Genomic DNA, 19,960 nt, shown 5'->3' with positions numbered 1-19,960 from the left:
TACCGCAGGACGGCGCGCAACGGTGCGCCGCGCGACCGGTCAAGGCGCAAGACGCGCCGGGCAGACCGTCAGTCGCGTGTAGGGCGTTCACCGGCGACGGGGTGACGCCAGGCGCGATGCCGCCTGCCGCCGATCCCGACCTCATGCCTGCGCAGGGGGGGCGAGGTGCCCGCATATTTCGTTGCGCGGGCAAATTTACACGGTTGCGCCCGGTCATTCATGGGGGCCTTTGAGTCCGAATTCCGGCTTGTCACCTTTGAAACTGACAGTTGCCACTACGCGCCGCCCTTCGGCGAACTCCGTGAAGAGCGCCGTGGTGCGTTTCTTGTCAATTTTTTGACAGCCTGCGGCATGAATGGTTAATCGCTCCAGGTGCTCCAGTTCACGTGCGGTGCGTAGCAAAATAACGATACTCTCGGTGGTGCAGTGAGTGGAATTTATTTTCAAATTTAATTCTTTAAGTTCTTTTAAGTCCAACAAAGCCCAGCCGAGATGGGCAATTACCTTATCGTCGACGCGGTGAATTTGCGAGATATCGATCGTCAGATTTTTAAGTGACCTTATTTCGCTTACGTTAGCCCAGGCGTCCCACAATGTCCTGTCTGCGATTCTATAGCTCCGCGAAATGTTCAGGGCGAGTGATTCGAGCTCATCTTGATAAATCAAATTATAAAAAAGCTCCCTCATCTCCGCGTCGCGGAAAATATTGAGGGATATGCCGAGAGAAAGCTCACGCAGTTTAGGCAGGTGCCGCACAGTTTTGGCGAGTGAGGTCAGCGTCTGGTCAAATTCAAGAAACGCTGATGCATTAATATTTAGCGTGAGTGACTTTAAATTTCTTAAAAGAACCAGGGCATTGAAAAGGGATGTGAGTTTGGTCGCGGATTCGCTGTATTGACTTAAGTCGGCATTAACAAAAAAATTTCCAAAGCCACTTTTTGGCATTATTAGAGCCAGCTGTTTCAGGCTGTGCTTATGTTTGTCCATTAATGTGGAAATTTCCTTGAGGTGCCTAAGCGTGAGGCCGCAGCCTGGCAAAGTGGCACCTAAGCTATATAAGGGGTGCTTCGTGTTTCCCAAGAAAACCAGTTTGGCCACAGTCTTTTTTTGGGCAAAAACATGCCCATGCGCGAGAATGTGCACATCAAATACATCCAATTTTCTTAATTTGCTCAAGCGATACAGATTTTTTCTGTCAGCGTCGGACGACGTACGAAGCGCCGAGCCGACGTGAGGCCTCGTGAGGCTAATGGGTTCGAGAACCGCGTTCGATGGCTCCACGCTTGGCTGTTTCTCATGTTCCTTAACGAGCGTCTGGCTTTGCTGATTGTTGGGCTTGTCAGTGTCATCGTCAGCCGGGGGTTTTAAGTAACCCAGCCAGTGTTTTGTGGTGATTTTGAAAGAGCTCATATGTCAAACCTGACGTAAAAAAGGGCGAGTGTCGTGACACCGAAGTGACGTCGAAGCGAAGTCAAGGGGGCGCGTGGGGGGGGCGCAGCCATCGAATAAAATTGCTTGGCAGGGCACGCACGGCGTGCCTTGGGGGCAAGCTTGCGCCCCGTGTGCGCCCCGTGTGCGTTCAGGTGCGGGGCCGGGATGTCGCCCGGGACGATGTGGGCACCGCGGGAATGCTGAAAACCCGGCATCGGCCTGACGCGCCGTGTACTCGCCCGACGGTCCTGCGCGACGCGGGGGTTCGGGGGCCGGTTCCGGCGGATTCCGACGGGGGGCTCGCGCCGGGCGCCCGGCGCTCGCAGCGCGGTTCGCCCCGCCGCGTGTGTCTTCGGTCAACGGTAGCGGACTTCGGCTTCGGCGTACCCCACCCAGGCCTCGGTTCCAGGTCAATTCAGGGGTGCGGCGGCATCCACGGTGCGCCGGCATGTCGCGGGCCGACTTCGGGCAGTCCTCGGGCAGTCCTCAGGCGGTCCTCGGGCACGCCACAGACATGCATCCGCTGACGCAGGAACGCGTCGAATATCGGGTCCAACGTCAACCGGTTCTGACATACCGGCCCGCTCCATTGCAGCGTCGTGATGGCTCGGCGGAAAAACAGGTACTGTTTCAGTTGCCCAAAGGGTGGCACCTCGGCGTCGGTGTGAACACTCGTCTGTGCGGGCTCGCCGGGATCGGCCGCGCGCGCCTCCGCTTCGAGCAGACGGCGTAACTCGTTTCGGGCTTGCTCATCGGGCAAAGAGATGACCGTGGCCCGAATTCCGAGCAACACGGTGCAAAGCGTACTTTTGTCGCTCGCCGCACACAGGCACGTCGTCGCTGGCGCATGGCGCCGGTCGCGTGCCGCGCGAGCGTCGCACGGGGGCGGTGCCTCCGCGAGCAGCGCGGCGTAAAAACGCTGTGCCCGAACCGACAACCCCGTGCTCAGGCTTGCGAGCGTATGGAGCGCTTCGGCGTGAAGTATCGCCGCTCTCGCGACGTGCAGTTGACGCGCGAGCTTGTCCGCTCGCCGGTACGCCCCCGCGCGAGCCGTGGCCCACAGCTGTGCCGCCCCTCCCGCCAGAAAGACGCTTGCCGCCCAGAGCTTGGTCAGCAGCGGTGTGGCGCTGGACGGCCCCGTCCACTGCGGCACCCACGCGCACACGGCCACGCTGGCAAGCAGGCCCAGGAGCGCCCCGAGCTCTTCGAGCAGCTCGACATGCAGGCCCGGCTTGAGCCGCGCTTTGCGGCTGAGCGCTTCGTCTTGTGCCCGCGCTAACGAGGCCGCTGCATGGGCAAGCGCGTCAATGAGCCGGTCGGCGTTGGCGGGGGATGGTTTGCACAGGGAATTCAGACGCTCGACGCTCGCGCGGCATTCGCTCGGCTCTTCCAGCGTTGCGAGCTCGCGTGCGAAACGCGATAACCCGGGCCTGAGCTTTCCGAGTTCGCGCCAAAGCGTGTTCCGTGCCTCGCTGAGCGCGTGAGTCATTCCGCCGCTCGGCGCGGGTGCGCACGCGGTGCGGCGCCCGTGCGATGCGGGCGGGACACAGTCGATCGACATGGCTGAAAGACTCCTTAACGTTGCGTGCGCGCGAGCCGCGCGCACGGCGCGTGGCCCCTCACGGTCTCGACGCGTATCGCCGAGGCAGGGCCGCGCCTGCGCACCGACTTGCCCGCACCGGTTAGTGTGGACGCAGCGCGGCGCGGATGTGCTGCTGAAGGCGATCGAGATACGCATCCACCATGACATCGCGCTGTTCACTGCAAGCGTTGCGTATGGCGTCGGGGCAGGAGGCAATCATGGTCGTCGCGTTGTTGATCGCGTTCAGAAGCTCCGGCAGGGCGATCCCGGCATAACGCGAATGAAGTTGCCCTGTGCGCACGGCATAGGCGACGAGCATCGGCGAGATGAACCCGATGCCGGTCAGGTCCATGGGATCCCCGATCGCTTCGAGGTCCTCGTACGTCATCTGCTTGATCGCTTCAAAAGTTAGCTTCGTCATATCTTTTGTCTCGGTGCTGACCCTGGCCCCGGCCGCGACGCGGGGGATGCGGCGCAAGAGGCGCGTACGTCATTGTGGCGCGCGGGGCCAACCGGATCATCGGGCGTACACCTGAGATCACGCGGTCGTTCGCATGGACCCCCGGGCGAGCTACATGAGCGCGTTCGATGGGCGTGGGTTTCTCGCGGTGGTCGAACCGAACAGGACGGGCCGCCGAACAACGTGGGGCCTCGCAGTCGCCGCCGTCGCCGCCGTCGCCTTCGTCGCCGCCGTCGCCTTCGTCGCCGCGGCACCCGCGAACCCCGCTGTCCGGTCGCGTCCTGGCCCCTCCGGGTGACGAAGTGCGCACCGGCCGAGGACGGTGACGGGGCGTTCAAGCGTGTGCCGAGGCGGGTGCCCGGCGCGACAGCGTCGCCCCGGGCGCACCGAGGTTCTTGGCCGCATCCTCGGGGGGAACGCCGTTGGCCGGCAGCGTCTTGGCTGACTCAACCTGCCGGTCAAGCAACGTGGACTTGCGGCCGCCCATGCGGCACGCTGCTTGGCTGCGTCAAATCCGGCGCGGGTTGGCGCGACGATCGGCGCCGGTCCGTCTCGGCCGGATAGCCATGGCGTGGACAAAGAAGCAACCGGAGGGTGTGCCGGTGCCGGTGGAGTCGGTCACGCTCTTGCGCCGCAGGCCTGGCTGGTGCCGCTCGCGACCAAGGCGACGCGACGGGGTCCAAACGATCCGGCGTCCCGAAGATCGGGGCGTCCGCCTGGCGGGGCATTGCGAGTGTCTGGGACAAACCGGGGCGGTCCGCCCTCGTGCCGCTGACCGTGTCTTCGACGGGTATGGACGGGTATGGTCAGCTTATTTGGTCGAGGCGAGAGAAAGCGACATGAAAAAAACGTCAGGGCCATGTCGCGTTAAGCGCGTTCAGACGAAGCTTGCATCACCTCGGCGCGCGGCGGAATGGATTTATTCGGAGGGACTTCTTGGTGGTGTCACGCGCGTCGCGGAAGGGGGCTCGAGGGCGAATTCGGACGCGCGCACGCCCGTGTCAGCCTGCTTCATGAGGCGTGGCGCGACGCGTCGTTCCCCGTCTCCACGTCCTGCTGCGCGTCCCGCGCCGAGGGCAGGGGCGCGCAAAGCCGCGCTTTCGCAAGCTCGGTGTCTTGGAGTAGCGCGTCGCGCGTCGAGGGGGGCGGCTCATCGATATCGATGGGCGCCTGCGTATGCTCGCGTAGGAGTCGATTGAGCGCCGCGCCCCTCGTCCAAATTCTTTTTTCGCCTGCGTTCCCCTCCAAAATCAATTGCATGGCGGGCAAGCGAAATTTCAAGGACTGTAGCAGTCTGAGGAAGTTCTCCGCAATCAGCGCGTTCTCTTGATCGCCCGCCGCCGAGCCTTGCTGTTGAGCCAGCGCTTCCGCGTCAAGCAGTTGGCACAGCAGCGCTCTGGCTTGCTCGTCAGGAATCGATATCGCGCCCGTCTGGATCTCCAGGAGAATCCCGTCAAGGGGACTTCCATTCGTATCCGCCCTCAAGTGCATCTGGGGCAACGACGCGGTGCCGCTTAACGCATCGTTGGCGGGGATGCGCCGCGGTGACGCCAGTAACGCCTCATAGCGCGCAGCGGCAACTCCGGACACACGCGCCTTGAGGTAGGCAATGGTATAGGCGCTCTCCGCGCGAACCGTCGCCGACCGGATCATGTCCAACTGAGGCGCGTATCTTTCAACAAGGCGTTCGCGCGCGTCTTCGCGCTCCATCGCCCAGCCCTGCCCATAGAAGCCGGCGAGCAACAGCCCCCCCGCGGCGAGCGCCCAAGACGGTGCCGCGCATAAGAGCGCCGCCGCGGCGATCAACCCAAATAGCAGGCCGAAGTCCGCAAACAACTTTTCCACAAAACCCGGCACCAGCGTGGGGAGTTGATCGATGACTTCTTGTTTCGCAACATCCAAGAACTGCGCCGCTTGAGCCAAATCAACCAGGATCTCGGGGCGCTCCACCGGCCCGAGTCTGCACTTTGTCTCCACGTGCTCGATGTGGTGCAGACAGTCGGTCAATGCGGTATGACCCGCGCCACTGCCGCCGATCGCATCAAAATCGTTTAAGAATCTTGGAATGTTGCGCAGAAAGTCGCGGAGGGCGTGCGTGAACGCTGCATTAACAACGACGGGGTCCGGTGACACGGACGCGCGGTACTGGGTCTGCGCCAAGGGGGGGGGCGCGTGATTTCCGACGTCATTAACCATGGCAGCGTTCTTGCGGTAGCGTGCCGGGGGCACGGTCACGTTGGCGGGGTGTTGGCATACGATGAAGCGATGAGCAAAGCGGAATCACTCTATCACGGCCACCGTTTCGCGGCGTCGATCATCGGCCATGCGGTGTGCATTGGGACTTCCGATGTCAGCACAGCCTGTGCGACATCGAAGCGTTGCGATTCGAGCGTGGAGCGACGCTTGGCGCCGCGACGCGAGGTTCACGCGCCTGCGCGGTGAGTCATACGTGCTTTGGCGCGCCACTCGACCTCCCGCTGCAGGCGCGGCGCGACAAGGCGGGCACCCGGCGCGCCTTCACGCGGGTGCTGTGCTCGAACCGGGTCGCCTCACACGATCGTGATCGATCCACTGCGCAGGTATGCGTCGGCGAAAGCCGGGCTCCCGGCGCCGGGCATTGGGACGCATGGGTTCATCAAAGCGGCAGCCCGGGCCAACCGCCGCGCGCACAACCGCCGTCCGCCGACGCTTGAGCGCGAGCGGCGTATGAAGGCTTTCACGCCCCGGCGCGCACGCAGACCTTGCTCTCGAGCTTCGGGCCTGTTTCGGCACCCCTTCGCCCTCAAACGCCGTTGGCCGCGCGCGCCGCGCTTTCGCAAGGGGCGCACGGCGCGCTTGGCTCAATGGCGTGAATTCCCGGCGTGACCCAAAATCCGTCCAATGTTTTCCGACCCACGGGGGTGGGCTTCTCCCGAGAAACGGTCACACCTGAAATTAGAAATTTCTGGCAAATGTGAAGCCCTGTCGGGCAGGGGGATTTGCAATGAAAAGGTCGCAGTGCACCGATGGGCGGATTGCGTTCGCGCTGAAGCAGGCCGAGGTCGGTACCACGGTGGCAAAAGTGTGCCGGGAAACGGGTGGTTCGGAAGCCACGTTCGACATATAGGGACGGCCCTGGACAGCAAGTCAATGTTTTGATGACCTCGCTGCGTCATCACGTACAGCAACGCACGCCGCTTGCAATATCGCTTCGTCATCGGACGGCGTGCGGTGCCCGATCGACGAACGGATAGGTGGGCGACGGTGAAAGCTTCGGATCCGGTTCATCGCATCCAGTCGCGCCTGGGCTCGTGTTTCGTACCGAGACCGCGGGTTTGCGCGACTTTCAATGCGTTGAAGCCGCTTTCCCACGGGGCGTTGTGCCATGCGTTGGCGCGCCGACGCAGGGACCGCGTCATTCGCTATGGACCTGCCCATTCCCGATAGCGCCGGCTGACCTGCTGACTGCCGCGATCGGAAGGTAACGGCAACCCGGCGTGGGGACGGCGCCGCCAATACGCCGCGCCCAACGCGTTGCCAATGCGTTGCAGACAAGCTCGGTATCGATCGGCTCGGCCATCGACCTACCGACGACGCGTCGGCTGCCGGGATTCAAAACAGCGGCCGGATGTCACGCGCCCCGGGCAGTAGGCGGATACGTGATATTCGTCGGCCGGGCTTATTTTGCCCCCGGCCGTCGAATCGACGGGCTAGCGGATTGGGAAGGCCGCGGGTAAGCGGTGCACCGGGTCCGTGGTTATCTTCCATGCTCGCGGGAACGCCGGCCGCAGCCCTTGACGAAACAGACTGCGGCGCGCGCGCTCGGCACGGGTTGTGAGACCCCCTGCGCGTGCCGTGCCGCGATTGGGCGATCCCACCGCGCACCTCGCTATGCCCTGCGGCTCGGTGCGCGTACCCGCCGGTGACAGTCGCCGCTGCGCGAAACGCTCACCACACGGCACAGTCGATTGACCGGAGAGTGGTCGCAGTGAGTGGCGAACCATGCGGAGTCGGCATGCCGAATCGCTTGCGCATATCTTCGACTGATGAGTTACCCAACGGCTCAGACGGCTCAGACGGCGCAGCCACGCGCACCGCGGCGTGAATAACCCGTAACTCAAGGCCACTGTCCGTACTCGTGAACTCCTTCGTCACGTCCACGACCTCCGTCCTCGGCTCTTTGAACGTCGTCGTCGTGTGAATGCGGACTTTGTTGCCATCGATGCTCACGTTGATGGCCTGCCGACGCTCGTTGTGCGGGCCATTGTGCGTGGCCAGCACGTGGTTCGCCTTCAGGAACGCTTCGTTTCCCAAATGCCGCGCGATATCGCGCGCCTTGAGGTACGCGATATCCGCCGGTTCCCGATTACGGGTCATTAAGGCGTCTTGAATTTTTGCGATCATCTGGCGCAGCAGGGCGCCCCCCGGATCGCTTTGGAATTTCGGATCGTTACCAGCCACCGTGTCCCACGCTTCCTCCCCTACGGTCAGCGCGATCGGCACGTGACCCGCAGGCGGCGCAAAATACAGCGTCTCCATTTGCTTGGCAACTTCGGCGTCGGTTCGATTCTCAAGTTCAATTTTAGCGAGGAACAATGTGTCAATCGGTGACGGGCCGGCTGTATTTAGCCGGCGGAAGCCTGTCTCAATTCCTGAGCCTGACATGGGTGTTTTTTTAAGGATTTGATTCAAAAGCCGCGCGAGGGGGCGATTTCGAGGTACTGGGCGCGGTGCTTTACGGGGATACCCGAACCACGCCACCGCAGCGCGACGCGCGGCGCGTACGAAAAAGCGCCGTATTTTCGGTGTCGACGCCGCGGCCGAGACCCTGTCGTGCGGACATTGTCGGTATCCTCGGCCCGGCCGAACTCAGGTGAACACCTGAATCTTCGAGGCGTCTGACCGGCGAGCCCGTGGCCTCTGCGCCCGGCTCCGCCGCTCTTTTCCAGGCCCTCGCGCCGCGGTAGGCTGTCGCGGGGGGCAACACGGAGCCTCAGGCGCCCTTGCGAGTCGAGACGGTCACCGGCGCGACGCCGTCTCGCACACGTACCATTTTTCGTAATGTGATGGTCACCCCCGGCGTTGCCCGCCTACGGCCCGATTCGCTTCGCCCATGAGGTGCTCAAACGCCATGCGTTGCACGTCTCGCCCCGGGGCGTGCGCGGCATCCGGCGACGTCACGACCTCGCAACCATCAGCAAACGCCTGACGGCGTTGGAGGCCGACTCCGCGCACCAAGGGCCGGTGCTCACCCGGACCCGACTCGCCTCGCCTCACCTCGCGCGAGCGGGTCAAGCGTGAGAAAGCAACGCACGGCGCATGCGAGTCAGCGTGTCGCCGCGACCGCGGCGCTCGCAACACCTTCTGCGTCGGCACGCGCAAAGGGGGTGGGCCGGGTCTGACGGCAGACGTTCGTCGAGACCGACGCGACGCTCGCGTTCGCCAAGCGCTACGATCGCAAGCCGCCACGGACGGCGGCCGATCGGCTCAACCACCGCGTTGCGCCCTTCGTCGATAGCCACGGCATCCCGCTGATGCGCATCGTGACCGATCGTGGCACCGACTATTGCGGTCACTTCGCGGCTCACGCGTATGAGCGCCGGCCGGCGGTGGAGAACATCGACCCCACCCGCACTCGTGTCCGGTCGCCCGGACCAACGGCATCGTCGAGCGGTCGCACAAGGCGAGGCTCAACGCGTTCTATCGCGTCGCCTTCGCAAGAAAATCTACGCCAGCCACGACGGCGCCGCCGCACTGCAGTTCCGACCTCGACCACCGCTTGACGAGTCCACCACGCGGCGAGCGCATCAAGGTCGACGGTGCGATGGCAAGACGCCCATGCAGACTTTCCTCGACTCTGTCTCGATCGCCAAGCGGAAACGCATTGCTCATTCAGTCGCCGTCGCCGCGTAATCCGTCCGACCACCTGTCAGGTCAAGTCCCAGCTAATACACATAATTGCCTCGGACGTGCCACTGAAAAATCTCAGAAAACTGTCCGAACGAGCGAAGCCGCCTCTGCCTGTACCGTCTGCGCAGGCTCGCAATCAGCCCCGCCACGCTTAATACCGAGGCTTTCCACGCACCCACGCAACCGGGCCAAGCCACTGGAATGCGCTACCGAGCCGCGGTTGCCGCCCGGCAGCACGGATGCATGGCTATCCGGGAATCAACCAATCGATGGGATCGTCTGGACACATTCCCGACCCGCATTCAAATACCGTCGCGATCCCGTTGCTCAGCGCCAGCAAGCTCAATAAGGCGATAAGACCTACCGACACCACGACGGGCAGACGCAACATCGGCGCGCCAGAGGATTGATGCGCCCACTCCGATATCAGCATCAGTACAATCGCCGCGCCGATTGCGACGAAGAGCAGAAACGACCAGACATACAAATGTAGTCCCCAGAGCGCACTGCCATAAGGATCGGCGCCGGGAGCGACATGAAGCAACGTCTGACGACCGGAAATGACTAGCCCGATCGCTGTCGCAACCAGGGCTATCACGTAGTGCGAGGGTTTGGCGCCGAACCGTATGTTCATCGCCAAACCAATCCCCACGCCGATAAACGCGGCGCGTTGCAAAAGACAAAGCGGGCACGGCAGTTCGTGCTTTACAAATTGTTCGAAGAAGGCACCGACGAGTGCCACACTGATAAGCACGAGTGCGGCGACATTGAAGGTCTGAGAGAAATTTCGGGACATACCGCACCTCGTCAAAAGTTTAGCCCCAGAGCACTGGTCGCGTGGCAAAAGAAAAGCACTAATGTCGAAGCAATAGCCAGTCCTCCGGCATACAGCGCCACAACGTTTCTGTCGCGTAAGATCGCCACCACGCTGACGAAGAAAATCAAAAACGGCAAAGCCATCATTTTTGAATACCCTGATCTGAGCCCGTCATCGATTGCGTTTCGCATGAGAATCGACGGGGGTTTTTGTTTGGAAAGCAATATCGTCACTTGATGGCCCCCACACAACACTGAAGCGCGCACATCGCGTGATCGAAAAAGCAACCTGTCATCTGAAACGTGCCTAGTGCCCGCCTCCGTCGGGTCAGGGTTGTCGCGAGGGACAAGCGTGTCATCGCGTCGGATATGAGATCGTTCTCCGCCACCAAGGCCATCGCGGGTAAGCAAGCGATGGGCGATGACGATGCGTTACTGAATAGCCATACTCGTGCCTCCCTCGCGAAATCGGGCGCTGCGCGTTGACGCGCGCGACCTCGCACCGTCAAGGAGCTCGTGATGTCACGTCGGCTGCAGACGCTCGCGCAACGCGTCCGCCACAGACACCGGCAACGCGAAGCGAATCTCTGCGCCCAGGCGCGAGCGTAGCGACCGGAACGTCTGGCTGGCGAGTGCGAGGGGCGTACCGCCGTCCCCCGCGCCCCCGGTCTTCGTCACGCCCAGGTGCTGGAGCAACGCCTGGTCGAGCGCCGCGATCGGCCTCCGTCTCGTCGCGGCATTAAGGCCCAACGCCATGCGCCGGTGAGCGGGGCTGCGCCCGACGTCCCCGCCCAAGTGCCGCGGGCGCCGCCTGTGTAGCCGTCGACGAGCGCCGATCGCTCAGCACGATCGTCTTCGACACCCGCGCGCACGGCGGCAAACAAGTGCGGGCCGGAGCCCGCCGCGCCAGTGGCCCGCCTTGGCGTCGCCGTGTCGTCCGAGGTCGCGCACGGTGTCGCCGCCGCTTTGCAAATGCCGCGTTGGCGCCTGAGCTTCTCGCCCCTTCGGCACCGATTTCGGTGTCGCCGGGTCGAGGCTTCGATCGTGAAGGAATACGACCTAATGACAAGGCGGCGGTAACTTCCAGAAACGACACTTGGCTTTCGCAAAAGCGCCGCCTTCTCGCTTGCCGCAACCGGCCGTCGTGCACATCTTGCCGCGATTGTCCGCGGGCGCGCCCGGGCCGCTATCGAGCGAACACCTGAACCGCGTGCACTCGCGCTCAATGCGTGGTCCGCTTTGCCGACCTGATGGTGGAGTTCCACTCGATAAAGAACCGGTTCCTCGGCTCACGGCCTTACGAAGCCTGCGCCGATCTCGTCGCAAAAGCTTGCGCTGGCGAATTGGCCGCTGAAACGAGCGGTGAAGGCGCTGGTGTGCCTTCCTTCAAGCGCGCCGAAACGCCGTGCAGCCGCCCAAACATGGCCGTGACGACCCGTGAGGCACTACGTGGAAAATCGTTCAAGTGGGGCAGTGGCGGCGTGATTCGGTTTGCCAAGAGGGTGCACGAGTTCGTTTCGCCCGAAGGGATGCCGCTAGGCTCGCGGCCTTACGCCGCGTCAGGGGCCATCGTGGCCATGGCTTCGTCGGGGGAGCTCGAGGCCGCCGGCATGACATGAGCCAGTGCGTCCGGTGTGCGGCAGTAGCTAAGATGGGTAAACACCGTTTATATGTACAGTTTTTTTGAATTCTTCTGCAAAGCACTGAGCATCGCGACCATGGACGGGCGGCGAAGGCAGGGCAGGGCCGCACGCTCGAGCAGGACGTCGCGCGTGAGGAAGCATGCAGGAGTTTGGCATCCTCCCCTTCCTTCAGTTCTTATACCTTAGCGGCACCCTTCGGGGCGTCGCATATATGTACCGACGAGGCGAATGAACTGCTGGGCGTCCGCAAGCGAAAACTCACGGCTGCGGTTGTTTCCCACCACATGGCCGCAGGGTATTCGCCGTTGGTGTTGCCGCGCGTGCAGAGGTACTGAACCCGGGTACGATCGATCCTGCAAATCTCGGCAAGGCGGGAACCGGTGACCATCGGCGCGGCTTTGCGCGGGAACGGTTCCACAAGGTCGTCTTGTAGTTGCGCGAGGGCCGCCTCTGCACGGTCGGCAATGGCGACCAACTGTGCCAGGTCGATCTGGCGACGGCGGTTGCGCGAGCGGGTCCTGCCGGCGCCGATTCGGACGAGAGGTGTTGAGCGAACTCTACGTAAAACTAGGAAAGTATAGGCATGTATATTAACGTGACGATATACGTCGCTATATCTTTATAGAAAACGACGATCATGGATCCTGTTCGGAACCCTTTCTCACCGGGGGCCGGCAGTCAGCCCCCGAACTCGCCGGCCGGACAACCATCATCGAGGACGCGCGCATCGCCATCGAACGCGTGCTGCTGGGTAAGCCAGGCCGTTCGCAAATGTTTTTGAGCTTGCGGGGTGTGGCAAAACCGTGCGGCTCAATGCGGTCGAGAAACTTGTGACAGACCGGGGTCATGTCACTTCTATGATTGAGGCACCGGAGAATAAATCGCTGGGTGAACAATTGTGACCCCGCATGCATCAGGTATTGCGCAAGTTGTCGGTCGTCGCCAACGGGAAGGCGAAAGCGCACGAGGCGCTGCGGGCGCTGCGATCCTTTGCCTCCGCCTTCAAGCTCCAATACGGAGATCTTTCGATAGCGGTCGACCCTGAAGTGGGGGTAGCGGACAGCGGAGCGCTGGAAAATGACCTCCCCGAGCTGTTCGTGCAGATCGGCGAGGCGGCGAAAGCGGCGGGTAAAGCGTGGACCCTGCTCGTTGGCGCGCCGACCCAGGGACATCGTCATTCGATATTGACCTGCCAATTCCCGGTAGCGCCAGCTTGCGTATTGGGACTGCCGCGGTCGGAATGTAGAATCAACCCGGCGTTGGGACGGCGCTGCCTAGCTGCCAATACGCCGAGCGCAATGCGTGGCAGACAAGCTCGGTATCGATGTGCTCAGACATCGACCAACCGACGATGCGCCGGCTGCCGAGATCCATACCAGCGGCCAAACCAGCCCCGGGCGGTGGGCAGATACGTGATCTCCGTCGTCCACGCTTGATTTGCCCCCTAGCCGTCGAATCGCCGTGACAGCACATTTGGAGGCCACTGCCGAATGCGTGCGCCGCAGTCTGATTCGTCAAGGGTTGCGCAGGCGCGACATTTCGAGCCGAATCTGAAATGGGAGGCCTCCATTGTCAGCGGTGGCCTTATTGCGACAGCGTCCGAAAACCGGCAACACCTTGTTCACCCGGCGAGGGATCGCCGAGGGGTTCACCACCACGCCTCGCTCGACTACCATGTCCTCCAGTTCGCTCGAGCGCAGCGGATAGGCTACGTGCCAGCGCACGCTCGGCCCCATAACCTCCAACCGGTCGTGCACATGCTTCAGGACCCTGGCCATACCTACGGACAGGGGCTTTTTCGGTGGGTTGGCAGCGCACTTCATCGACCGGGTTCCCGGCGCGTGAAACCGCTGAGTCTTCCTGACTCCCCCTATTGCGACGGAAGCGACATTCTGCATGGATACGGTCTTCAATTCCCAATTGAGCGCATTTTGGCTGGAATGCGAATGCGGCGGGGGGCTGCCGGTGCTATAGATAGACCTCACCAATATTAGTAGAGGCACCTTCCTATGGGGATCACCCATTCCACGAATGTTCGCGGCCCGGGGCCGCGTGCGCCGGCCATCGACGTAAGTGCGGATGAAATTGACTTGAGTGATCCGTGGGAACTCGGCAAACTCCGTCGCGCCCTTTTCTTCTCCGACGAGTTGCACGACTTCTGTGGGCAGTTCTTTGACCGGGTCGATATTGACTTGGCCAAGGCCGCCCTGGTCAACCTGAAGCTGTATGCGTTGGCCGATAAATGGCACGTGAGTGGGCCGGCGATTGCGCAAAGTCGCTCAGACGCACTGGCAACGGTGAGCAACCGTCTGTCACCTACCGGGAAAGATGAACTGTTGCAAGCCGTGGGCGTCGACCATCGTGAGTCGGCGTTTGCGCAACACCTCGCGGCTGCCGACCTGCATTATCTCGCGGCTCCTGTGTGGTTCGCGCAAGGTAACGCCCTCTATGGTGGCCGGAGATTGCTACGTTCAGGCAGGTTTGTTTGCAGACGCTGCACGCGCTTACAAGATGGCCGCGCAAATCCTTGCGCAGTTAAATTTCCCCATAGCGGCCTCAGACGCCTACCGGCAGCAGGCACACGCCCACATGCGGCTGAAGCAGTTTGATTTAGCGGCGTACGCCTTCGAACACGCCGTACTCGCCGCCACGCTGGCATGTAAGGTTGATCAAGCGAGCCAGGCCCGCATCGAGGCGGCAGTGGCCCATAACCTTTACGCTGAGGACCCTCCGAAGGAGAAGCTCGCGCTACGCGTATATCACTGGCGCCGGGCGGGAGACCTGTACATGATGGAGGGGCGACCTGAGGATGCCGCCGACCCTTACGATCACGCCGCTATCCCTCATAACGTGGCGGGTCGGTATCGGGAGGCGGCGGAAAACTGGTGCCTGGCAGGCAGTGCCTATTCGGAGTCGAAGAGGAAATTTAAGGCGGCGGTCGTCTGGCGCCTTGCGGCCTACGCCTACTTGAAGCTGGGTTTGTTCGAGTTGGCCGCAAAAGCCTTCCGCGACGCCGTGCAAGCCTACGAATCGGCCAACCAGCCGGCGCTGGCGCACGCCGTCGGCATCGAAGCGCAAGCCGCCGCCTACCATGGCATGGGTGAGCACGCCCTGGCCGCAAAAGCGCACAAGGACGCCGCACTTGCCTACTTGAATCTGGGTGATTTCCGCGAAGCTGCAAAGGCCAATGAGAGGGCCGCACAAAGCCTTACATTAGCGGGAGAGCACGAGCTTGCCGCGAAAGCCTTCGAGGAGGCCGCGCACCTTTACCGGCAAGATAAGATGTTTGTGCGCGCCGGACAGGCCGAAGAAGCGGCCTCCCACGCGTACTACGCAGTGGGGCTGGAAGGCGAGGCGAAAGCCGCTCGCGAGAGGGCCAAGGTCGCTTACGCACTCGGTGGCCAGGCCGGTCGAACGCTGCAACCGCTGGAGCGTGCAGAGCTCATGCTCCCGGGCTAGACAGATGGTATGAACGCCGCCCTCCCTTCGCGCTGGATTCGGGCCCCGGACGCGGAAGTTGACCTGCTCGGCGATTTCCGGACCGCCAGCACCTCGATCGACTTGGCGAACCGCGACCTCTTACGGAGGCCATCGACATCACCACGCAAGGCGGGCGGTTCATCTTCCTCGTGTTCGGCGCGCTGGCAGCAGGAACGAGAGGCAGGCCGCCAAGCTTCCGGCTTGAAACGAACCACACTATAGGGACGCTTCCGAGGGCCAGCCCAGCCCTGAGCAACTCTTGCAAGGAGCTGAACGTCACTCGCAGTATGCATACGCGGCAGCGCAGAACGTTGTCGCTTAAAAAGGTAGGTACAGTTTGCTGATGAGTTCTGATTTTCTATAACAATTCAATTTCGTCTTCATATTGTCGACGTGACGCTCGACCGTGCGAGGGGAGATACCGAGAGACATGGCAATTTCCCTCATCACGACACCTCTGAGAAGCAACCTTGCGATCTCTCGCTCGCGCGTCGTGAGCAGGGACCACTCACCTCCTGAACGACACTGTTGGCGCATCGACTCTCGCCCATTGCGCATCGGGCCAGGGCTCGTGACGTCTGTGGTCGTGGGTGCTCGGGCGTCTGGCGCGTTGCGCGTCGCGCGATTATCGATGAGAAAATCATCGGCCTGACAAATCAGTTTTTTCCCAACATTGACGTAATACTGAGAAAAAGCATCTAGCCGATCGATGTTATTGAGATAAAAACTCGCAGCGCCCGTCATGCTGCGCGGCATGTAAAAGCAAAAGTACTCGGCAAAGTCTGCATTGTGATTGACCGTGACCAGACAATGATCGTGATTAAAAAACTCCCGCTGATCAATCAGTTGCTGACGAAAGCGGTCACGGAGCTCGCTTGGGTATGCTTCTACCTTCTCGCGCATGAGCGAATGCCGCTCGGAGGTCCCGTAATACTGGGGCGTATAGGTACCCGCAACGTAGCGCGCGGTGAAGAAGGTGTGCTCGAGCGCTTGAAAATCGCTCCAGAGCTCGGCGCGCGTGCCGTCCGCATAGAACCTCGAGTAAGAGAACGCATTGATGCCAGTTTCTATAAAGAACGGCCGGCATATTTCAAGGGTATCGGATGAAAGGCTTGCCATCGTCATGGTGTCCTCCGCGCAAATAAACTCGTTGGCGTCTGCCAATCTTAGACGACCGAGTCCGTACGCCAAGTGGCGCGAATCGCGGCAATTCCGTGGGCTCCGCGACGCTTTGCCGTGTCCAGCATATCCGGGGTCATGCCGCCGAGCGCAAAGACGGGGATACGTGCCCCGGCGACGATTTGCGCGAAGCGCTCCCAACCCATTGGGGTCGACTCGGGGTGTGTCAGGGTGTGCAACACCGGGGAAAGCGTCACGAAGTCCAAGCCGAGTCGGTCCGCGTGCGCCACGTGCTCGGCCCTATGGCAGGCCGCTGAAACCAGTATGGATGTGGTGGGGCGCGCTGACAGTTGCATCATGGCATTAGTGACCAGGTGGACGCCGTCGCAGCCAACCTGTAGCGCGTCATCGACTGTTCCATTCAATATCATCATGGCCCCGTGGTCGTGACATAAACGAACGGCTTTTCGAGCAACGATAATGCGTTCGTGCAGGGGCGTCTGCTTGGCGCGAAGTTGCACCAGCTTGATCCCTGAATTCAAGGTGGCGCGCAGATGGGAGAGAAACGGTTCGAACTCCGGTGGCTCGCTCGGGTTGGGGGTGACCTGGTACACATCGGGAAGGAAAGAGGGGGTCATGTCACGTTCTCGGAGAAGGGTGAGGGGAATCGTGATCGGGCTGGTTGCCGCTGTGGCTAGCCACGGCCGGGCGGGGGCCTGCTGACTTATCGTTGATGGCGGCGGTCTGCGCGACAAGAACCCCGAACGCGCACGCAGCGGCCACATAGTGGGCGGGGCCCAGCGGTGTCAGCGCCGATAAAAACGATGCGCAAATGAGGGTGATGCCGCCCAACAATGCGTACGGTAAGTTGTACGAAAATGAGACTCCCGTGCAGCGCACCGAGGGCGGAAACGCACGGATGAGTACCGCGCCCATGGCGCCGACCGTGCCAAGGGCAAAGCCGGTGAGAAGGTAAAGCGCGAGGAGCCAGGCGGGGTGGTGTGACGCGATGACATTCAACCCGTAATTGCTGGCCGCGACCAATACAAATCCGCATGTCAACGTGGTTCTCTGGCCAACGCAATCGACCAAGGCATCTGCCGCCACGCACCCCAGGATGAGTGCGCGGATCGCCGCGCAGTGCGCCGCCAAAATGTCAGCCGATGGGAGCGAATATTGCTTTTGCAGCAGCGTCGGCGTCATCAACATCACCGCCACGAAAGTCGTCGCGACCACCGCCGAGAGCGACATCAAGAGCAGGACATTGCACTGATGGCGGCGCGCAAGTGTTGTCAGCGGGGCGTCACGGGGGCGGGTAGTGTTTCGTTGGAGTGCCTGAAACACCGGCGTCTCACGCAATCTGCGGCATTGGCAAACTGTCGCGACACCCAGTATGCCCCCAAGCAAAAACGGAAGCCGCCAGCCGTAGCGAAGCACTTCATCGGGTGTGAGGAATCGATGGATGGCCCAGGCTGCTACCGATCCGAATAACAGACCGGCACACGCGCCTCCCCCGACGATCCCACAGGCACGACCGAGCCGCATGCTTGGCACGTGCTCCGCGACAAATACCCACGCTCCAGGCATCTCGCCCCCGACGGCGGCCCCTTGCATCAGGCGCAATACGAGGAGCATGGCGGGGGTAAACAGCCCGATCTGATCGTAGGTGGGCAGTAGCCCGATCGCCAGTGTTGGCAGCGCCATCAGGCTGAGGCTAAACAGGAAAGTGCGCCTGCGGCCAACCAAATCGCCGAAATGGGCGATAGCCACCCCTCCGAGCGGCCTGGCCAGATAGCCTGCCGCGAAGATGCCAAAGCTCTGCAGCTGGCGCAGCCAATCGGAAATCGTGGCAGGGAAGAAGAGTGTGCCGGCCGTCTCTATGAAAAAGACAAAGATCACGAAGACATAGAATTCGAGCGTCCCGCCCAACGCCACGAAAGCGATGGCCTTGTAATCCGAATAGCGAAGAGAATGCGTCGAACCGAATTTTGAAGCGTGCATCAGTCACCGTCTGCCGTTGCGTTCGTTTCCCCGCATCATGTGACCAGAAGGGGTTGACCTCGGGAGAACGCCTGTTGCTATCGCTCCCCGGACCGTCTTATCGCCCCCGCTATACGTAATTTTTACTCATGTGTTCCCCGCTGTCCGTGGTAGAGAATTCCCTCATGGCCACGGCGTGACTATCTGGTGCCACGGCCAGAGACGATTTGCACCATTCGCTCAGCAAGCGCTGTTAGCTCGGCCGGCGTCATGACCTCGGCCAATGTCATTTTCGAGACGGTGTCGTAAAGCTGATGGGTCTCGGCAGACGCGCCAACACTGAGTTGGGGAAACGTCGTTTCCAGGCGGGCGACCAACTCGGCATTCAAAGGGCGGCGGTTCTTTTCGGCCGCGGCTTTCAGTGCCTCATAGAGGGCCCAAGGCAGGCGGTATTGAGAGCGGTGGGTATCTTCCATGCGTCTATTTGACACTGCCGAGACAACGACGTATAGTGACTGTTAGTCACTTTATAGTGACTAAACTAAGGGGGCGGAATGGAGGAGGTCTTTCGTTCGCAGTATCGCATTCCGAGGGCGCTCCATGACTGGTTGGTTACGCGGGCCAAGGACGAACAGCGTTCGAGAAATGCGCAACTCGTTGTTGAACTGAGGGCTCGTATGCAGGCCGCTGCGGAACCGCCATCACCGGTTCAGCCACGTCCCGACGATAGAAACAACAGATAGCAGGAGCAGCTAAAGCACGCTCCAACGATAGCTAATATAAATAGGAGTACATATTAAAAACCTGGGCCAACACCAAGCGAAAAGCGGCTGACCTAGCATTTTTCTGATGCAATTCACAATTGGGTGAACGCTATGAAAGAGCATGGAACTCGTAAACAGGGACAGGGGAAAATCGATCTTCCCCCCAGTGACAAAGTCGACAAGGCGCTCGAACTGACGGTGAACTTGCTGGTCGTCGCCTTCGTGTTGCTTCCCGGGTTGGCCAACGCCCAAAGCGCCGGCGGTGGTGCTTTTGATGGCATCACACAATTCCTGAAATCGGTCACGCAACTGCTGATCTACGAGTGGGGCTACTACATCGGCATCATCACGCTTGCGATCCAGGGCTACCGCTGGAAAACGGGCCGCATCGACATGATGGCGCTCGGTGGCTGGGGCCTGGGCATCGGGCTCGTATTCTTCGCGCCAAACATCGTGTCCGACCTCAAAAGCCGTGCCGGGGGCTCGGTATGAGCCAGGACGCCCCGCTTCTCGACGAAGGGGAGCCGCTTGTCGCGGCGATGACCCGGCCTACGATGGTAGGTGGCCTCACGTTGGCCAGTCTGGCGATGAGTTTCTATTTTCCCGGCATGGCCGCGTTAATCACGCGCTCGCTGTGGGCGGCGGCATTGATTCCGGTCTTGTTGCTGATCAGCTATCTGGTTTGCCTCAAAGACGTGTACCTGTTCGACATCCTTTCGGCCGCCACCCATTTGAAAGCGTGTCCGAACCAAAGGCTTTGGGAGTGCCGACGCTATGCGCCTCGCTGATGTGCTCA

17 protein-coding genes and 2 pseudogenes are annotated in these 19,960 nt (G+C 61.4%); 6 read left to right on the top strand and 13 right to left on the bottom strand.

Annotation, left to right across the window (positions count from 1 at the left end; genetic code table 11):
• Nucleotides 1–213: 213 nt before the first annotated feature.
• From MB84_RS27175 to MB84_RS27155, 4 genes are all read right to left on the bottom strand, one after another.
• Entirely contained in the window at nucleotides 214–1,410 is a 1,197-nt protein-coding gene (locus MB84_RS27175; RefSeq protein WP_052654141.1) for a hypothetical protein, read from the bottom strand.
• A gap of 436 nt (nucleotides 1,411–1,846) precedes the next feature.
• A complete protein-coding gene (locus MB84_RS27170; RefSeq protein ID WP_157123085.1) occupies nucleotides 1,847–2,920 on the bottom strand; it encodes a hypothetical protein in 1,074 nt (357 codons plus the stop codon).
• A gap of 193 nt (nucleotides 2,921–3,113) precedes the next feature.
• Nucleotides 3,114–3,491 (bottom strand): hypothetical protein, encoded by a 378-nt coding sequence (locus MB84_RS27165; protein WP_157123083.1) that lies wholly within the window; start codon nucleotides 3,489–3,491, stop codon nucleotides 3,114–3,116.
• Nucleotides 3,492–4,484: 993 nt separating this feature from the next.
• Nucleotides 4,485–5,633: a hypothetical protein gene (locus MB84_RS27155; RefSeq protein ID WP_052654129.1), complete on the bottom strand. Its 1,149-nt coding sequence runs from the start codon at nucleotides 5,631–5,633 to the stop codon at nucleotides 4,485–4,487.
• 823 nt (nucleotides 5,634–6,456) lie between these two features.
• Here MB84_RS27155 and MB84_RS31340 point away from each other — a divergent pair.
• Nucleotides 6,457–6,570 (top strand): annotated as a pseudogene (locus MB84_RS31340) (IS3 family transposase); the annotation flags it as partial.
• Between the two features lie 830 nt (nucleotides 6,571–7,400).
• Here the strand turns inward: MB84_RS31340 and MB84_RS27145 are convergent.
• The 4 genes from MB84_RS27145 to MB84_RS27125 all read right to left on the bottom strand — a co-directional run bounded on the left by MB84_RS27145 (nucleotide 7,401) and on the right by MB84_RS27125 (nucleotide 10,856).
• Nucleotides 7,401–8,048: a hypothetical protein gene (locus MB84_RS27145; RefSeq protein ID WP_157123081.1), complete on the bottom strand. Its 648-nt coding sequence runs from the start codon at nucleotides 8,046–8,048 to the stop codon at nucleotides 7,401–7,403.
• 1,561 nt (nucleotides 8,049–9,609) lie between these two features.
• Nucleotides 9,610–10,158, bottom strand: coding sequence for a disulfide bond formation protein B (locus MB84_RS27135; protein WP_052654119.1), 549 nt, complete (start codon nucleotides 10,156–10,158; stop codon nucleotides 9,610–9,612).
• Nucleotides 10,159–10,169: 11 nt separating this feature from the next.
• Nucleotides 10,170–10,370: a DUF5993 family protein gene (locus MB84_RS27130; protein WP_052654117.1), complete on the bottom strand. Its 201-nt coding sequence runs from the start codon at nucleotides 10,368–10,370 to the stop codon at nucleotides 10,170–10,172.
• Between the two features lie 330 nt (nucleotides 10,371–10,700).
• Complete coding sequence (locus MB84_RS27125; RefSeq protein WP_157123079.1) at nucleotides 10,701–10,856, bottom strand: hypothetical protein; 156 nt, start codon at nucleotides 10,854–10,856, stop codon at nucleotides 10,701–10,703.
• A 551-nt stretch (nucleotides 10,857–11,407) separates the two neighbouring features.
• Between MB84_RS27125 and MB84_RS27120 the strand changes: the two genes are divergently transcribed.
• A complete protein-coding gene (locus MB84_RS27120; RefSeq protein WP_157123077.1) occupies nucleotides 11,408–11,797 on the top strand; it encodes a hypothetical protein in 390 nt (129 codons plus the stop codon).
• Between the two features lie 1,172 nt (nucleotides 11,798–12,969).
• On the opposite strand, the pseudogene MB84_RS31330 reads toward MB84_RS27120, so the two are convergent.
• A pseudogene (locus MB84_RS31330) lies at nucleotides 12,970–13,298 on the bottom strand (DDE-type integrase/transposase/recombinase); the annotation flags it as partial.
• 532 nt (nucleotides 13,299–13,830) lie between these two features.
• Between MB84_RS31330 and MB84_RS30650 the strand changes: the two are divergent.
• Together MB84_RS30650 and MB84_RS27100 are read left to right on the top strand one after the other, a co-directional pair.
• On the top strand, nucleotides 13,831–14,430 hold the full coding sequence (locus MB84_RS30650; protein WP_169835093.1) for a hypothetical protein: 600 nt from the start codon (nucleotides 13,831–13,833) through the stop codon (nucleotides 14,428–14,430).
• Nucleotides 14,411–15,280 (top strand): soluble NSF attachment family protein, encoded by an 870-nt coding sequence (locus tag MB84_RS27100; RefSeq protein ID WP_169835092.1) that lies wholly within the window; start codon nucleotides 14,411–14,413, stop codon nucleotides 15,278–15,280. Before MB84_RS30650 ends, MB84_RS27100 begins: the two co-directional genes overlap by 20 nt.
• Nucleotides 15,281–15,619: 339 nt before the next feature.
• Here the strand turns inward: MB84_RS27100 and MB84_RS27095 are convergent, their stop codons facing one another.
• The 4 genes from MB84_RS27095 to MB84_RS27080 form a co-directional block, all read right to left on the bottom strand.
• The gene (locus MB84_RS27095; RefSeq protein ID WP_052654099.1) at nucleotides 15,620–16,465 is read right to left on the bottom strand and encodes a response regulator transcription factor; all 846 of its coding nucleotides are present in this window, start codon (nucleotides 16,463–16,465) and stop codon (nucleotides 15,620–15,622) included.
• A gap of 2 nt (nucleotides 16,466–16,467) precedes the next feature.
• Nucleotides 16,468–17,058 (bottom strand): thiamine phosphate synthase, encoded by a 591-nt coding sequence (locus MB84_RS27090; protein WP_052654096.1) that lies wholly within the window; start codon nucleotides 17,056–17,058, stop codon nucleotides 16,468–16,470.
• A 1-nt stretch (nucleotide 17,059) separates the two neighbouring features.
• Nucleotides 17,060–18,421, bottom strand: a complete 1,362-nt coding sequence (locus MB84_RS27085; RefSeq protein WP_065225896.1) for an MFS transporter — start codon at nucleotides 18,419–18,421, stop codon at nucleotides 17,060–17,062.
• A gap of 179 nt (nucleotides 18,422–18,600) precedes the next feature.
• Nucleotides 18,601–18,876 (bottom strand): Arc family DNA-binding protein, encoded by a 276-nt coding sequence (locus MB84_RS27080; protein WP_052654094.1) that lies wholly within the window; start codon nucleotides 18,874–18,876, stop codon nucleotides 18,601–18,603.
• Between the two features lie 399 nt (nucleotides 18,877–19,275).
• Here MB84_RS27080 and MB84_RS27075 point away from each other — a divergent pair, with 399 nt between their 5' ends.
• Together MB84_RS27075 and MB84_RS27070 are read left to right on the top strand one after the other, a co-directional pair.
• Complete coding sequence (locus MB84_RS27075) at nucleotides 19,276–19,656, top strand: TrbC/VirB2 family protein (RefSeq protein WP_052654091.1); 381 nt, start codon at nucleotides 19,276–19,278, stop codon at nucleotides 19,654–19,656.
• Nucleotides 19,653–19,952, top strand: coding sequence for a VirB3 family type IV secretion system protein (locus MB84_RS27070; RefSeq protein WP_052654088.1), 300 nt, complete (start codon nucleotides 19,653–19,655; stop codon nucleotides 19,950–19,952). Before MB84_RS27075 ends, MB84_RS27070 begins: the two co-directional genes overlap by 4 nt.
• Nucleotides 19,953–19,960: the final 8 nt, after the last annotated feature.

Origin of the sequence: Pandoraea oxalativorans (assembly GCF_000972785.3) — a bacterium.
Taxonomy (GTDB): Bacteria; Pseudomonadota; Gammaproteobacteria; order Burkholderiales; family Burkholderiaceae; genus Pandoraea; species Pandoraea oxalativorans.
This window is presented reverse-complemented; position numbering and strand designations above follow the sequence as displayed.